Raw genomic sequence first — 16,354 nt, forward strand, 5'->3', positions numbered from 1 at the left:
TTATTACTGGTGCCCAACACCAGGGCTACACGGTGGGCGGGCAACAGGCTTATGTCCTCATATACTTTGTCTTTCGTGCTCTGCACAATCCAGACATTGCATGCGATCAGAAATAACAGGAATACGATAACAGATGTAATGATGATTCTCTTCAGCCAGCGCATCTTGATAATATGGTATCAAAACTACTGAATAGTTCGCAGATATTCGCGCTCGATCAAATCCGATCGCTTTACTATTTTTCTATACCAGTTCAGGCGTATCATATTCTTCTCTTCTTCCTGCAAGCCGAAATCCATTGCAGACGCGTGAAGCTTCGTGATCAATGCATTCAGACAAATAGCAACACTCACAGAGATATTCAAACTCTCGGTAAAGCCATACATCGGAATTTTTATTTTCTGATCGGCATGTTGCAAAGCATACGGAGATACACCCCGAAGCTCGTTACCAAACAACAACGCTACTTTCGATTCTGTTACATCTACATCGTGAATAGACATACCATCTTCATCCGGATCAGCTACTAATATTTTATACCCTTGTGCATGTAGCTTGCTGAAACACTCTTCTACATTATTATTATCGCGTGCACGATAACGATGAAGCTCCATCCACTTGTTAGCACCTTTCAATACTCTGCGGTTGATCTCATATTTACTGATCATCTCGATGATATGAATATCCTGCAAGCCCATACACTCGCACGTGCGAATCACAGCGCTTGCATTCTGCGACTGAAAGATATCTTCGAGTATAACTGTAACATGATGGGTTCGGTTACCCAGCACTTTCTCAACAAAATCTTTCTTGTGATCAGAAACGAACTGCGACAGATGATGCAGTACTTTAAACTCCTTGTCAGTCATTCGTGCAATTAAAGCAGAAAGCTAAGGGCTTGCCAGTTCAAAGACAACCATTTTCTTCAATGACTATATTTCAACAAGCTATATCGGTATACATTATCGCTTTGATCGTATCCACTCTTCTATCAACGCCACGCCTTCTTTGTGCACTTGCTCGCGTCCTATCTCGGGCATGGCAATAGCCGGATCGTTGGTCTTCATACGAAAAACCATAATGGATTTATGGGGCTCACCTGGCACTATATCGAATTGCAGATCGCCTGCTCCTCTGCCCGCTGCTATAGGAGTTTTGTTAACACCTAAATGCCCAGGATCTTTCTCATCGATATCGAGGAATAAGCCGGATGTGTTGGCCGGGCCTGAACGACTATGACAATGCGCACAATTAGCATCGAGGTATGCACGCGCACGTTGATCGATTGTGCCACTCGCTGGATTATCCCACACGGCAAGCTTCGGAGCTTTATCAATTTCAATCAGCCCCGTAAGCAAGCCTATACGTTGCAAATGTGTCAGTTGATTTTCCTTTCCCGATATATAGCTATAGTCGCCATTCAATTGCCTTGCCGATGTTCCGATCGGCATCATCTTCTGATCGCGTATATGACAACCCTTGCATTGATTTTTATTGGGAATAGCATAGGGCGTAGTAATTTTCTTTCCACTCTTGTCTATATAGGTAATCATGCGGGTTTCTGCTGCCGGATCGTAGAATGCTTCGGTCTGCTCATCGTTCCAACGGTAGGGCCATGCTTCCCAGCCGCTTTCCAAATGTACCAGTAAACGTGTCTCCAGTATTTGTCTTCCTTTCTCAGGCTTTCTGAAATCGAGCGGGTAATAAAAGTTCTTGATCAATACAGTGCCTTTCGGAAAATTCAATACAACGGAATCGTTATACGCTACAATCTCTCCTTCAGGTATATATATAAAGCGAAGCTTCTCTGCATAATTACTGAACAACGCTGTGTTTACGGTATAGGGTATAACACGATCGGCAGGCTTCAGCTCAGCTAATGCACCTTGGAAGAAACCATACTCCGAGAGTTTTTCCCTTCGCGCCAGGCTATCCTTCGGTCTGAACGACAGACTTGCTATAGCCAATGCCAGTATACCCATCCCCGCCATCCATACTTTCATAAACGTTTATTTTCTCGTGAGTACTACCGGACTAATCGGTTGTTGCTCGCACTCATACGGTTTCATATCGCGCGATTTGTTTTTGAATTTGTTACCGGCATCAATGTTGGCAAATGTAGCATTGGTATTATTCTTCACACAGATGTTGCGGTCTTTCATATTTGCGTCTTCAATGCCATCATATAGTATATGCGGCACGTTCTTGCCAAAGCGAAGCTTGAATTTATACATCTTGCCCATGCGGCCTTTACTGGTAGCCTTCACCAAAGGACGCTCGTAGTAGTTATCATGAATATATATATATTGGACGGGAACGGCTTATACGTTTTATCGTTGATCGGGTTCTCGGTAATATAGTAGCTCACAATAGCAGTGCCCGCAGTTATATTATTGACGATCTTATTCTCAAAAGCCTCCACGTTTCGTGTAGCCAGAATCATCAGTCCGGTACCTTGTGGCACTTTGCCAACCGTGTTTCCTTTCGGTGCAAAGTTGATGTGGTTGTTATCGTGAATATGATTTTTGAATACACGCACATAACCGCCTTCTTTCTGTATCAGGTCCGGAAGATCAAACACTAATATACCACCGGTGTTATTGTAAGCTTCGTTCTCAAATACATCAGCATACCAGGAGTTTTCGATTTCTATACCGGCTACATTCTGATAAGCCTTGGAGTTTTTCACGATGATATATTTGGATTGTCCTACATATATACCGGCATCGCTCGCACCTACCGCTATACAATTTTCAATCAACACATTGGTGCACTGCACAGGATACAGGCCATAACCGCCATTATCGGCACGACCTCCGTTGGTCCATTCTGCCTTTACATTTTTAAACGTTATACCATCTACCAGTTGTGTTTTTACACCATCGCCTTTTGTGTCTTGTACAGTAAGATCCTGCACCGTAATGTTAGAAGCATTGGTAACTTTTATACCTTCTGCCCCGGTTATCTGTCCGGTAAAATTCAGGACAGTTTTATCCATACCTGCACCTTTTATTACCACATCTTTCTTTCCATCCAGCCACAGGCTTGCATCAAATTGATAGTGTCCTTCGGGTAATTCTATCACCGAACCATTCTCTGCTTCAATAAACTGTGTTTGTAATTTCTTCTGAATATCTCTTTGTGCCCATACCAAAACGGATACGCAGCACAGTACAATTGTGAGAAAAGTTTTCATAACAACATGGTGGGTTTGAAACGTACTGGTTTACTAAAGATAGTGAAGAAAGCTTTAAGCTGAAAGCGTAAAGTTTAAAGCCAGAAGGTCAAGGCTGGGTATAAATAAAAAAGACAGAAAGCTCTTATACCTTCTGCCTATTTATTGCTTTATACTTTAAGCTTTCTGCTTAACCCTAATTTCTCTTTCCCAGTTCGTCACGGATTTTAGCAGCACGCTCATAGTCTTCTTTATCGATAGCTTCTTTGAGAAGTTCGTTGAGTCTATCTACCGTATAATTTTTGAAGTCGTCTTTGCGCGTTGCCTCTTTCTTTACCTTCGCCTTTTCTATTTTAGGCTCAGGCTTATCTTCTTCGGCTTCATCTGTCAGCACAATGCCGGCTTCAGCCAGTATATTTTCGTAGGTATAGATCGGAGAATCAAAACGCAACCCGATCGCGATTGCATCCGATGGTCTTGCATCGATCTCTGTTTTCTTCAATCCATCCGAACAAACAATCTTGCCAAAGAATACACCTTCTTTCAGATCGGAGATGATGATCTCTTCTACGGTAAAATGAAAATTGTTAGCGAAGGCCTTGAACAAGTCGTGCGTCATCGGGCGATTGGGGATGATCTTTTCGATCTCAATGGCAATCGCCTGCGCTTCGAACATGCCTATAATAATGGGCAGCCTTCTGTTTCCTTCGGTCTCTCCCAGCACGAGTGCAAACGACCCTGTGGTCGATTGACTGGACGACAAACCTAGTATTTCGAGTTTGATTTTTTTCACGCTGCTATTTCTCTTCTGCGTTTGTAATACAACTTACACAAATCACCTGACTACGCATTGCTAACCTAAAATTATTTTGCAGCTTTTAAAGCGGCTGTCAGTTTAGGAACAACATCAAATGCATCGCCCACGATTCCGTAGTCTGCAGCCTTAAAAAATGGTGCATCTGCATCTTTGTTAATCACTACGATGTATTTGGAAGAGTTTACGCCAGCCAGATGTTGAATGGCCCCGGAAATTCCCACGGCTATGTAAAGCTGGGGAGCCACTTTCACACCTGTCTGCCCTACGTGTTCGTGGTGAGGTCTCCATCCCATATCCGAAACAGGTTTGCTGCAACCTGTAGCGGCATGCAACGTCCTGGCAAGTTCTTCGAGAATGCCCCAATGCTCTGGCCCCTTCATGCCACGACCGCCGGATACAACAATGTTTGCTTCAGGAAGCAACACTTCGCCGGTAGCTTTTTCAGATGAGAGTATTTTTACTGCAAAGTCTGCATCGGATAATGTAACCGCGTATGGCGTAACAGAAGCGGGGCTACCCACTTCTTTTGCTTCGGCTGCATTCTTCTTTAATGCTATAACTTTCTTGGCATTCTTCAATTCTATTTTGGCAAATGCTTTACCGGTATAGATGCTGCGCTTTACTACAAAACCTGCTGACGTATCGGGTAATTCTGTTACGTTGGTAGCCAGGCTTGCACCGATCTTCGCGGCAATGCGCGCTGCTACCGGAGTACCAAGGGATGAGTTTGCCAGTACCAGTATATCTGCGCCTTCGTCCTGCAGGGCTTTCTCAAGTACTGCGGCATATGCTTGTATAACTCCCTGGTTCAGTTTGTCATCGGCAGCGTGCAGTACTTTCTGCGCGCCATATTTACCCAGTGCTTCGAGTTCAGCTTTATCAACAGAACCCAACGCTATAGCCGTTACGGGGCCACCCATAGCATGAGCATAAGATATGGCCTCGAGTGATGTTTTCTTTATTTGTCCTTCTGCGCTTTCAACAAAAACAAGTATTGACATGGTTGCTTGTGTGTTTAAGTGAATGGATCGATTGATCGGTTTACAGTACTTTCGCTTCGTTCTTTAATAATGTAACAAGCTCGGCTACATTATCGGCTGCTATCATTTTAACAGCTCCCTTAGGCGGTGGCAATTCAAACTGCTGGAGTTTTACGCCACTATCTACTGCTTTAGGTTCTACCACTTTCAAAGGTTTTGTGCGCGCAGACATAATGCCGCGCATGTTGGGTATCTTCCACTCTGCTATAGGCTCCTGGCATCCGGCAACGAATGGAAGATTTACTTCGAGTAATTCTTTACCGCCTTCGATCTCGCGTGCAAGCTTTGCTTTGTTACCTTCTATATCCAGCTTCATTACCGGAGACACAGAAGGAATGCCGAGCAACTCGCCTACTATACCATGCACAACGCCACTGTTGTAGTCGATGGATTCGCGGCCCATCAGTATAAGATCATACCCAACTGACTTTGCATGCTCAACAATTTGTGAGGCTACAAAGAATGAATCCGTTGGTTCAGCATTTACGCGTATGGCATCATCAGCACCAATAGCTAAAGCTTTTCGTATGGTTGGTTCAGTATCGGCAGTACCAACATTGAGTACGGTTACAGTGGTACCTGCATTAGCTTCTTTGATCTCCACAGCACGCGCCAGTGCATAATCATCGTACGGGCCGATGATGAACTGAACGCCAGTAGGATCAAACTTGCTATTGTTATCAGTAAAATTGATTTTGGATGTGGTATCCGGAACGTGGGTAATACAGACTAAAATCTTCATCTCGCTCTAAATCAATAAGTTCGAAAGTGGTTTTTGGAAACAGGGCTCAAGATACAAAAAACCGAATACGGAATACCAAAATTTTAAAATTTCGAAAAGCATTCCACTATACATAACCGGTAGCTTCTTGAAAAAATTATATGCCGCTATATCCCCGTCAGGTATGGTAATAATTTTTATGTTTAAGCATTGATAGAGGCAGCAGATATACCATGAACCGACTTGAACAACTCCGGCAATTTGTAGAAGATGATCCGGACGATCCGTTTAACCGCTATGTATTGGCCCTGGAGTATATAAAGTCGGACACGACACAGGCAGCAGTCTTGTTTGATGAACTGATGCAAAAGCATCCCGATTACCTCCCTACATATTATCATGCTGGTAATCTCTTCGAATCGCTGGGCAACCGTGATAAAGCCATTGCTATATTTCAAAAAGGAATTGAACTGGCACAGCAACAGCGTGAGTTCAAAGCGCTACGCGAACTGCAGTCTGTGTTAAGTGAGTTGCTATACGATTGATATGGTGAGAGAAGTGTAAAGCTGAAAGCGAAAAGCAGGTTGCATTCACTTCATCATTCATTAATCGATATTCCTTGTTCGATATTCATTCCCTATGGATATAGTATACGAATGATTACCGATTCACTAATACGGCCTCTAGTTTTCCTCTTCTTTTCTCGAAACAAATTTCGCCAGCAGTGCTGCTTTGTTCAGCTCGAGCATTTTTCGGGAGGTGAGATAGTGTATGACCTTCTCTTCGATGAAGTGATGCAGTGGTAATAGTACAGAGATCAAAACGATCTTGATTGCCATTACCTTCCAGGGTTCACCGTGCGTCCAGTGATGTATCTGGTTATCGGCCAGCAGAATAATAAACTCGAACAAGAATATAAAGGCAAAGAAACCCAGTATCCGTATGGTTGTAGACGACACTCGAAATATACCGAACATGGTAAGGATAATAAAGACGCAGGCAATGGCTACGGTTATACCCATATACTGAATGTTGTGCCGCGCACGCGTTGCTTCGACTTCGCGAATCTCTTCACGTTCTTTTCGTTTGTTCTCATTCTCTACTTCCAGCAGCATCAGGTCTTTTTCTGTCGACATTCTTTTTATACTGTCTGCATACAGTTGAAACTGACGATTGTAGTAGTAAGCATTTTTAAAATCTCCTATATGTTGATAGCAGCTGTCAAGCTTCTGGGCTGTCTCTTCATGAAATTGCAGATTGCCGGTAGTATTTGCAATGGCTTCCGATTTCTTCCAATACTCAATGGCTCTTTTATAATTTCCCTGTTTTTTAGCAAGTGTCCCCATGTTATCATAAAACTCATATTTAATACGGAGACTCGTATTTGCATTAATAGCCGGTTCTGCTTTCCTGTAGTAATAGTCGGCAGAATCCAACTTGTCCATCTTGGTATATACCATTCCGTAGATCAGTTCTAGGTAATAATAGAAGCCTGCACTTTTCATTACTTCCTTGATCGTTGGTTTCTTACGGATCAGGTCGAGAGCTTTCTCCGGCTGCTTGGCAGCTATATACATGCCCATCATACCATCGTAGGTATTAAATTTTATAACCTCAAATTTCAATGTATCCGCGAGTGCCAGCGCTTTTTCAAACATCCCTCCTGCTATATCGTATTGCTGGTTCGCAGCATATATTCTTCCTAATTGATTATAGAAAGTAAGGCGGTCATAGCGAATCTTGAATTTATGCGTAAGAGCAATAGCCTTATAGATATAGTCTTTTGCTTTCTCCCATTCTTCCAGGTCAGAATAAAAATCAGACAAAGCATAGTAGGCATCCCGTTGTTCGTAATAATTATACCCTTTCTTTGTTTCGGCAACATCCAATGCCCGCAGCAGATTTCGGAAGCCCAGCATCTTATCGTCTTTCCGCAGGTATGTCTGGGCAATCGAAATATAGGCCTCCACCTTCAGGGAGTCATTTTCAGAAGAGGCTGCAATAGAAGAAGCCAGGTTATCATAGTTGAGCGCTTTTTCATTGTTAGAGCTGGCACGAGCGCAAGAGGCCATGCGCAGGTAAGACCATGCTTCATACTCTTCCATGTGATTGGCCTTGGCCAGTGCCAGCGCTTTCTGCGCATATTCCATGGCAATGTTTATGTTGGCCTGAATACCCGTGAATGAACTGAATCGCCTAGCGTTGATCAGTAAGGCCGATGCCATCAGTTCGCGGTCGCGGCTTTGCTCAGCCAGTTGCTGTAACTGACTTGCATAATTATCAGACTGTTCTTTGTTGATGGGCAGGTAGAAGATTGAAAGTTCTCCCATCCAGCGAATTTTATCGCGCGTAGATGTAGCATGCTCCAGGTTCGTCTTCAAACTATCCGTGTAAGGGTTGTCTTGTGCCTGAAGACGTGCAACACTAACCCCTAACAGCAATACAAGGCAGGTAAAATTCCGAAGCATAATCCACAATTTTGCCTAAATATAGGGAACACCTAATGAAAATGTGCACACCTGAAACATAGTACTGTGTAATTATACTGTTAAATATACTGCGTGCTAATTGTTTGGGGCGCCATCGTCAACCCAACAACTGATGATGTCAATCTGATTTTGTGTGAGACTCCCTTCAAAGGGCATGCTTCGATCGCGTGTAAACATCTTGATCTGGCTGGCATAGTACTTCGCCTTCTCATAGATACGGAGGTCCTGGCGGGATATACCGTTGTGGCACCCGGTAATGGCGCATGATGTTACAATGATCGGACGTATATCATTCGTCCAACTCACATCGGTTGTTCCGCGGGGTATGGTTATATTAAGAGCAATGGTGCAGCCGTTGTTGTCTTTCACCTGCACAGCGTGATTACCGGTCTCCAGGTTAGTAAAAGTATTGTTGTCTGTAAATTCACTTCCATCAATGGTATAGGTATAAGGTGGGTTGCCTTCTGTTACTGTAATGGTAGCCGAACCGTTGCTTCCGAGGCAGAGGTTATCTTCCTCAACATCCAGGCTAAAGGTAAAATCGGTTGCCCCTATCATAATGTTATGCACGGCCGCATCGCAGCCGTTGGCATCGATCACTTGTATACTATATATACCGGCCTGCAGCGCAGTAAATATATGAGAGGTCTGCTTCACATCGTTCAGCCAGAAAGTATAGGGTTGCTTGCCGCCAGTAGCCGTTACATGGATGCTACCGTCCAGTGTGCTGCAACTGGTAGCCGCAGTGATAGAATTTACTTCCAGCGATAACCCGGATATACTGCAGTCGATCGTTCTGTTCAGATCATGACTTACACATGCGCCTGCAAAGAGACCAAGCGCAAAAAAAAGGAAAAGATTTCTCATACAGAGGTATAGGTCTCACGACAAAAATACGGATTCGGTAGAATCCCTCACGTGTCCTGCTATATACCTTACCTGCTAAAAAGGTGTTTCATCGTCACCGGCCGGAGGTGGCGGAGGAAGCTGCGGTGCATCATCCGAGTTAAAGGAGTTGAGGCGACTCTCGCGCGTAACCATACCCGAACCCGAGAATGGATTGTCGTACGAGCCAGGACCATCCAGGTCACCGAACTTGGTATATTTACCAATGAACTTGAGCTTCACGTTGGCGGTAGAACCGTTACGGTGCTTGGCTATAATTACTTCACCGGTTCCCTGTGTAGGCATACCATCTTCATCTACGGTAATTTTATAGTATTCCGGACGATAGAGGAACATTACGATATCGGCATCCTGTTCAATGGAACCGGATTCACGCAAGTCAGAAAGTTGTGGACGTTTATCACCACCACGAGTCTCCACACTACGACTCAACTGCGACAGTGCGAGCACCGGTACATTCAATTCTTTTGCTATACCTTTTAACGCACGCGAAATGGAAGCGATCTCCTGTTCGCGGTTACCGCCCTGATCACCTTTCATCAGCTGCAGGTAGTCAATCACCACAATCTGTATTCCGTGCTCGGCTTTCAACCTGCGGCACTTCGCGCGAAGTTCAAGAATAGAGATCGCTGGTGTATCATCTATAAATATAGGAGCATTGGTAAGCCTGGTAGTTTTGTGCACGAGTTGTTTCCATTCGTGATCCGCCAGGTTTCCTTTCTTGATCTTTTCACTTTCCAGTTCTGCTTCGGCAGAAATCATACGATTCACCAACTGGATCGAAGCCATCTCCAACGAGAATATAGCTACCGGAATTTTGAAATCAACAGCCGCGTTGCGTAATGCCGAAACCACGAATGCTGTTTTACCCATACCCGGACGAGCCGCGATGATAACCAGGTCAGAACGTTGCCAGCCGGAAGTAACACGATCAAGTTCAGTAAATCCACTGGGCACACCGGTAAGACCATCTTTATGTTCTTTCAACACTTGCAATTCCTGTATAGCACGCGCCATCAGGTTTCGCATGTTATCGTAATTCTTCTTGAGGTTAGATTCTGAAATTTCAAAAACAGATTGCTCTGTTTTATCCAGCAGTTGAAATACATCGGTTGTATCCTCGTATGCATCGTGCTGTATTTCAGAAGCCACCTGGATAAGCTCGCGCTTGATCGCCATCTCAACAATAACACGGGCGTGATATTCTACGTTGGCTGCGGAGCTAACTTTAGAAGTAAGTTCGGCTATATAATATGTACCGTTGCCTTCGATCAGTTCGAGCTTGCCTTTCTTACGCAACTGGTGGACTACTGTACGCATATCCACCGGCTCGGACGATTTGAACAGGTCTATGATGGCACCATAAATTTCTTTGTGCGCATCTTTATAGAAATGCTCCGGCTTTAAAAATTCTACCACTGCGTTGAGTGCATTCTTCTCCAGCATGAGCGCACCCAATACTGCTTCTTCGAGATCAAGTGCCTGAGGCGGCAACTTACCAAGCCCTTCCGAGATATCTCTTGGGAGTAACTTATTTGACTTATTGCCTAACCTCAGAGACGTTGATCTTCCTTGCTCCATACAGTGGTTGTTGTACGTGTTTTTTTATTAAGGGCGACAAACGTACAACCCTAACCCTTTACTATCTACACAACTTATAAACAAAATATGAACAATTAAATTGTGTACAAGTTTATTCCGTCTCGGTGATCGTCTATACTTTCCGTTCAAGGGTAAAAATATTGACAGAACTTATCCGATGACTGACGGACTTTTAAAGAACAAACATTTTCCTTTATTTTAAAACCCGAATTTGAGTTTTAAATGCATACCAAAAAGCAAAGGATACATTTTATAGCGATCGGTGGTAGTGTTATGCACAACCTGGCAATCGCCCTGAAAGAGGCCGGTCATGATGTTAGCGGATCTGATGACGAGATCTTTGAACCTTCACGTTCAACTTTAAGTAAATATGGATTACTTCCTGAGAAAGACGGATGGTCTCCTGATATAATTACAACTGCTGTTGATGTAGTTATACTCGGCATGCACGCACGCACAGACAATCCTGAATTACTGAAAGCGCAACAGCTTGGGCTCAAGATTGTTTCCTTCCCGGAGTATATTACCGAGCAGGCTTTTGACAAGCAACGCATCGTGATCGCGGGCAGTCATGGTAAAACTACTACAACAGCCATTATCATTCACGTACTCAATTACTTCAAGCGTAAATTCGATTATGTTATAGGAGCAAAAGTACCGGGCATTGAAAAGACAGTAAAACTTTCCGATGCTCCGATCATTGTGATTGAAGGCGATGAGTACCTGTGCTCAGCACTCGACCCTACGCCCAAGTTTATCCGCTATAAACATCACGTAGGTGTTATTACCGGAATCTCGTGGGATCATGCCAATGTATTTCCTTCTGAGGAAGAGTATGTTAGACAGTTTGACCTCTTTGCCGACAGCACTCCGAAGGGAGGTATATTAATCTACTGTGAACAGGATTCAATGGCTCTGATGATCGGTAAAAAAGAGCGCTCCGATACAGTGGAGATATCGTATAAGAGCCATTCGCATACGTCTGATAACAACGGACATTTCTTTTTAACAAATGGTAAAGAACGCAGTCCAATCAAGATCTTTGGAAGTCATAACTTCCAGAACCTCAGTGCTGCTAAAGAAGTATTGAAGAAAATTGGTATAACCCAGGAGCAATTCTTCGAAGCGATATCATCGTTTGAAGGTGCATCGGGCCGGTTAGAAAAAGTACTCGACAACACAACGGCTACAGTGTATAAAGATTTTGCGCATGCACCATCCAAAGTAAAGGCTACAGTGAAAGCGATGAAAGAAGTTTACCCTTCGCGCGACCTCGTAGCATGCCTTGAACTGCATACCTATAGCAGCCTGAATAAAAAGTTCTTACCACAGTATAAAGATAGTCTTAAAGCAGCCCAGGTGCAGGTAGTATACTATAACCCGGAGAAAGTAAAAGACAAGAACCTCGAAGCACTGACGGAAGCCGATATACGTTCATCGTTTGCTTCCAATGCTATCAAGGTGTTTGTTAATCCCCATGAGCTGCAACAATTTCTGGAGCAGCAATCATGGAAGAACAAAAACCTGTTAATGATGAGCTCCGGTAATTTTGGCGGGATCAATATTCCGGCACTGGCAGAAAAAATATTATCCTGAACCCAACATCAATCTACATTCATGAGCAGTGATCTATTTCCTGTTCAGGAATACCCTTTACCATGAAACTGAATCTACGCAACCCGCTTTGTATTTTCGATCTTGAAACTACCGGTACCAACATTACACAAGACCGCATACTTGAAATTGCAGTCGTTAAAATGATGCCGAATGGCGAAGTACTGCGCAAAGCCAACGTACTCAATCCAACGATACCCATACCCGCAGAATCAACTGTCTTTCATGGTTTGAAAGATGAAGACGTAAAAGACAAACCTACTTTTAAAGAGGTAGCGAAAGATTATGCGCGCTTTATGGAAGGTGCAGACCTCGCGGGCTTTAACGTAATGAAGTTTGATATACCCATGCTGGTAGAGGAATTTCTCCGATGCGATGTTGAGTTTGATTACAGCCGCAAGAAGATTATTGACGCACAAAAGATTTTCCACCTGATGGAGAAGCGTACACTCTCGGCAGCCTATCGTTTTTATACCAACAAAGAACTGGTAGACTCACACACGGCAGAGGCTGACACCGAAGCAACGATGGAGGTACTGCTCGCACAGATTGAACGATACGAAGGTAAAGATGTAACCGACAGCCTCGAACGCAAGATCGGTGAGATCCGCAATGATGTAGATGTACTGAGCAAGCTCACATCTTCAGACCTGGTTGATCTGGCAGGCCGCATGGTACTCAACGAAAAAGGCCAGGAAGTTTTCAACTTTGGCAAGCACAAGAACAAAGTAGTCACTACGGTTTTTAAAGAAGAACCCAGCTACTACGACTGGATGATGAACGGTGACTTTCCGATGGACACCAAGCGGAAACTCACCGAGATCAAACTGCGTTCGTTTCGCAAGTAATTAATGTAGCAATCCTGTTTTATACTTCTTCTCTCCTGCCTTGATCTCCAGCGGAAGATGATTTGCTTCCGGTGGTATCGGGCAAGAGTACTTCGTGCTATAACTGCAGTACGGATTATAGCATTGATTAAAGTCGATAACTACCTCTTCGGTAGTGGGTATATGAAACTCAATATAGCGACCTACATCATACGTTTCATGTCCGTTGGTTTCATCGGTAAACGGAATGAACAAGTAATCTTCAAAGCCGGGGCGCTTCAATAAGTCCGGGCTCTGGTATACCTCCAGTTTATAGTCTTCGCCATCCAGCAGAAAGTATATATCGCCATACTTCACATAGTCGGGCAGGCGATCGGTGGTGGTTTTCATTTTAAACAACACAGGCGTTTCATTCTTCACGAATGTTGCCTTCACCCTATATTTCAAATCTACCGGGTAAAAATTCAATCCTTTAAACTTCCTCCGCTCCTTTTTCTCCAGGGGAGATTTAGCCGGATCGCGAAATTCTGATTCCTGTTTCTTCCTGTGCTCCGTTATTTCCTTGCGTGCCGCTTCCTCGTCCGTCTGCGCGTGAAGTGCAAAAGAAAAAGCTGATACTCCCAGCAGGAGCATCAGCTTTGTAAGATTCTTATATAGCATGATGTACTAGTTCTTTTTATAGTAGGTCATTGCTTCCGGTATCCATCCTTGCAGATCTTTGATACGCGTTTCGTGCGAAGGGTGGGTTGACAGGAATTCCATCGGCTGTGAACCTCCGCTCGCCTCTACCATGCGCTCCCAGAATTTAGGTGCCGCGTTCGGATCATAACCGGCCATCGCCATAAAGATCAACCCGATGTGATCGGCTTCTGATTCATGCTCGCGGCTAAATTTCAGCATGCCTACATTTGTACCGGCACCAATAGCCTGCATCAGTAATTCTTTACCGGCAGTAGGGTTCGCTCCCATCAGTGAGCTTAATGTACCCAGACCATACTGAGCAATCATCTGCTGACTCATACGCTCGCGTCCGTGATTTGCTATAGCGTGCGCTACTTCGTGCCCCATTACAACGGCTATACCTGTTTCATCTTTACAGATAGGCATGATGCCGGTATAGAACGCCACTTTACCTCCCGGCATACACCAGGCGTTTACGGTTTTCGGATCATCGATCAGGTTAAACTCCCACTGAAAACCATCCAGCTCCGATGAGGCATTGTGCTGTGCCATATACTGTTCAACAGCTTTTTGAATGCGCACGCCAACGCGTTTAACCATTTGGGTCTGCTCCTGGTTTGTAGAGATCGGCCCCTTCTTTAATACATCTGCATATTGCTGCGTAGCAACCGGTATAATTTCAGAGTTTGATACTAAACTTAATTGATTACGACCTGTAACGGCAACTTTAGCACAGGCATAAATAGTGAAACTAACAATAACTAATATGACTATTTTCTTCCACATAGGGGGTGAATTTATTTAGCTTCAAAAATACAAAACCACACGACTATTGTTTTATAAATTCGTGCCAAATGTTGTTGCTGACGCTGTGAAATGCATGATTGGATGATGATCTGCTTTCGCGACCGCTCTGCACATTCTATTTTGATACGATGATTTTTTGCCACATCTTTCCTTGCATATCATTAACCCTTAATTGTATTGATCATGAGAATTTTTGCTATTGGCCGTAACTATGCTGAACATATTAAAGAACTGAACAACGAGCGGCCGGACGAGCCTGTAATTTTTACCAAGCCCGATACTGCGCTGATACGCAACAACGCACCGTTTTATCATCCTGATTTCTCAGCCGACATTCATCACGAAGTAGAACTCGTGCTGCGTATATGCAAGGAAGGAAAGAACATCGATGAGAAATTTGCGAGCAAGTACTATGACGCAATCGGTATAGGTATAGATTTTACAGCACGTGATCTGCAACAGAAAGCAAAAGAGAAAGGATTACCGTGGGACATTGCAAAAGGTTTTAATGGATCGGCTCCTATAAGCGATACATTTCGTCCGGTAAGCTCGTTTGCTGATCTGAAGAATATTAACTTCAGCTTGAAAATTGATGGACAGTTAAAGCAACAAGGCAACACAAGTCTTATGCTTTTTAATTTTGATTTTATAATTTCGTATCTGTCGAAATTTTTTACGCTGCGCACAGGTGATTTAATTTTTACGGGCACCCCCAAAGGTGTTGGCCCGGTCAAGGTGGGAAATGTGTTATCGGCTTATATTGAAGATGAAAAACTATTGGAGTTCGAAGTTAAGTAAAGTAGTCATTGCTGTCCTATATATAGCAGTAGTATATCCGTATGCTGTGCAGGCCCAGTTCAGCAAAACGGAAGTTAAATTTGAAAAAGATCCGGGTGAAGAGAAATATCTTTACCCGATCAATCCCGGTCAGCCCGGATCATTGGCGGGCACCATGGGCGAACTTCGCAGCACACACTTTCACTCGGGCATTGATATACGCACCAACAACATGATCGGCTTCGCGGTGCTGGCTTCCAAGAGCGGCTATATTTCGCGCGCCAGCATGGGAGGCAACGGTTATGGAAATGTACTATATATCACCCACCCCGATGGCAACACAACACTCTATGCTCACCTCGACCAATTCAAGGGAGCAGTAGCACCGTTTGTATTGCAGGAACAGTATAAATTAAAATCGGGCGAGATCGACCTGTTCTTTCCGAAAGATCAGTTCAAAGTAAAACAAGGCGATACCATTGCACTCTCCGGTAATTCCGGTGGCTCAACCGGCCCGCACCTTCACTTCGATATACGCGACTCGAATAATTATGCACTCGATCCATTGAAGATCGGTGCGTTTAAAGAGATCGTAGATAATATACCGCCCTCTCCGGAAAAGATAGCACTCATTACACTCGATGCTGACTCGCGCATCAACGATCGCTTTGGTCGCTATGAATTTTACAGCAACAAGGTTGGTAATAATTATGTGATCACCAGCCCTATATTAGCCAGCGGACAGATCGGTATAGAGATCTTGGCAAAAGATAAAATGGCCTATAAGAGTCCGTTCTATGGAGGTGTCAATTTCCTGGAAGTGTGGGTCGACAGTGCACTGGTATTCCGCCAGTTGATCGACCGGCTCAACGTTGCCGAAACACGTACCATCTATACA

The 16,354-nt window shown here is 44.0% G+C and carries 17 protein-coding genes; 5 read left to right on the plus strand and 12 right to left on the minus strand.

The window, feature by feature from the left end; all coding sequences use genetic code 11:
- Positions 1-185: 185 nt before the first annotated feature.
- From VIN08_RS18225 to VIN08_RS18255, 7 genes are all read right to left on the minus strand, one after another.
- Positions 186-869 (minus strand): RNA methyltransferase, encoded by a 684-nt coding sequence (locus VIN08_RS18225; protein ID WP_331967936.1) that lies wholly within the window; start codon positions 867-869, stop codon positions 186-188.
- A gap of 93 nt (positions 870-962) precedes the next feature.
- Positions 963-2,003, minus strand: a complete 1,041-nt coding sequence (locus VIN08_RS18230) for an SO2930 family diheme c-type cytochrome (RefSeq protein WP_331967938.1) — start codon at positions 2,001-2,003, stop codon at positions 963-965.
- A gap of 6 nt (positions 2,004-2,009) precedes the next feature.
- Positions 2,010-2,270, minus strand: a complete 261-nt coding sequence (locus tag VIN08_RS18235) for a hypothetical protein (RefSeq protein WP_331967940.1) — start codon at positions 2,268-2,270, stop codon at positions 2,010-2,012.
- Complete coding sequence (locus tag VIN08_RS18240; protein ID WP_331967942.1) at positions 2,264-3,196, minus strand: parallel beta-helix domain-containing protein; 933 nt, start codon at positions 3,194-3,196, stop codon at positions 2,264-2,266. Before VIN08_RS18240 ends, VIN08_RS18235 begins: the two co-directional genes overlap by 7 nt.
- 175 nt (positions 3,197-3,371) lie before the next feature.
- Positions 3,372-3,968, minus strand: a complete 597-nt coding sequence (locus VIN08_RS18245) for a bifunctional nuclease family protein (protein WP_331967091.1) — start codon at positions 3,966-3,968, stop codon at positions 3,372-3,374.
- 71 nt (positions 3,969-4,039) lie between these two features.
- Positions 4,040-4,993 carry an electron transfer flavoprotein subunit alpha/FixB family protein gene (locus VIN08_RS18250; protein ID WP_331967943.1) on the minus strand — a complete coding sequence of 318 codons (954 nt, stop codon included), beginning with the start codon at positions 4,991-4,993 and terminating at the stop codon, positions 4,040-4,042.
- A gap of 40 nt (positions 4,994-5,033) precedes the next feature.
- Positions 5,034-5,774 carry an electron transfer flavoprotein subunit beta/FixA family protein gene (locus tag VIN08_RS18255; protein WP_331967945.1) on the minus strand — a complete coding sequence of 247 codons (741 nt, stop codon included), beginning with the start codon at positions 5,772-5,774 and terminating at the stop codon, positions 5,034-5,036.
- Between the two features lie 212 nt (positions 5,775-5,986).
- Between VIN08_RS18255 and VIN08_RS18260 the strand changes: the two genes are divergently transcribed.
- On the plus strand, positions 5,987-6,298 hold the full coding sequence (locus tag VIN08_RS18260; RefSeq protein ID WP_331967946.1) for a tetratricopeptide repeat protein: 312 nt from the start codon (positions 5,987-5,989) through the stop codon (positions 6,296-6,298).
- Between the two features lie 138 nt (positions 6,299-6,436).
- Here the strand turns inward: VIN08_RS18260 and VIN08_RS18265 are convergent, their stop codons facing one another.
- From VIN08_RS18265 to dnaB, 3 genes are all read right to left on the minus strand, one after another.
- Positions 6,437-8,221: a hypothetical protein gene (locus tag VIN08_RS18265; protein WP_331967948.1), complete on the minus strand. Its 1,785-nt coding sequence runs from the start codon at positions 8,219-8,221 to the stop codon at positions 6,437-6,439.
- A 96-nt stretch (positions 8,222-8,317) separates the two neighbouring features.
- Positions 8,318-9,109 (minus strand): SprB repeat-containing protein, encoded by a 792-nt coding sequence (locus VIN08_RS18270; protein ID WP_331967949.1) that lies wholly within the window; start codon positions 9,107-9,109, stop codon positions 8,318-8,320.
- Positions 9,110-9,184: 75 nt separating this feature from the next.
- Positions 9,185-10,729 carry a replicative DNA helicase gene (gene dnaB, locus VIN08_RS18275; RefSeq protein WP_331967950.1) on the minus strand — a complete coding sequence of 515 codons (1,545 nt, stop codon included), beginning with the start codon at positions 10,727-10,729 and terminating at the stop codon, positions 9,185-9,187.
- A gap of 243 nt (positions 10,730-10,972) precedes the next feature.
- On the opposite strand from dnaB, the gene VIN08_RS18280 reads away from it, so the two are divergent.
- Together VIN08_RS18280 and VIN08_RS18285 are read left to right on the plus strand one after the other, a co-directional pair.
- Positions 10,973-12,346 carry a UDP-N-acetylmuramate--L-alanine ligase gene (locus VIN08_RS18280; RefSeq protein ID WP_331967952.1) on the plus strand — a complete coding sequence of 458 codons (1,374 nt, stop codon included), beginning with the start codon at positions 10,973-10,975 and terminating at the stop codon, positions 12,344-12,346.
- 62 nt (positions 12,347-12,408) lie between these two features.
- Complete coding sequence (locus tag VIN08_RS18285) at positions 12,409-13,212, plus strand: 3'-5' exonuclease (RefSeq protein ID WP_331967953.1); 804 nt, start codon at positions 12,409-12,411, stop codon at positions 13,210-13,212.
- On the opposite strand, the gene VIN08_RS18290 is transcribed toward VIN08_RS18285, so the two are convergent.
- Positions 13,213-13,851 (minus strand): DUF1684 domain-containing protein, encoded by a 639-nt coding sequence (locus VIN08_RS18290; protein WP_331967955.1) that lies wholly within the window; start codon positions 13,849-13,851, stop codon positions 13,213-13,215.
- Positions 13,852-13,857: 6 nt separating this feature from the next.
- Positions 13,858-14,658, minus strand: coding sequence for a M48 family metallopeptidase (locus VIN08_RS18295; protein WP_331967957.1), 801 nt, complete (start codon positions 14,656-14,658; stop codon positions 13,858-13,860).
- A 204-nt stretch (positions 14,659-14,862) separates the two neighbouring features.
- On the opposite strand from VIN08_RS18295, the gene VIN08_RS18300 reads away from it, so the two are divergent.
- Entirely contained in the window at positions 14,863-15,477 is a 615-nt protein-coding gene (locus VIN08_RS18300; RefSeq protein WP_331967958.1) for a fumarylacetoacetate hydrolase family protein, read from the plus strand.
- A partial coding sequence (locus tag VIN08_RS18305; RefSeq protein WP_331967959.1) for a M23 family metallopeptidase occupies positions 15,446-16,354 on the plus strand: 909 nt, incomplete at its 3' end. The genes VIN08_RS18300 and VIN08_RS18305, both read left to right, overlap by 32 nt.

Origin of the sequence: Ohtaekwangia sp., assembly GCF_036568665.1 — a bacterium.
In the GTDB taxonomy this organism is placed as follows: Bacteria; Bacteroidota; Bacteroidia; order Cytophagales; family Cyclobacteriaceae; genus Ohtaekwangia.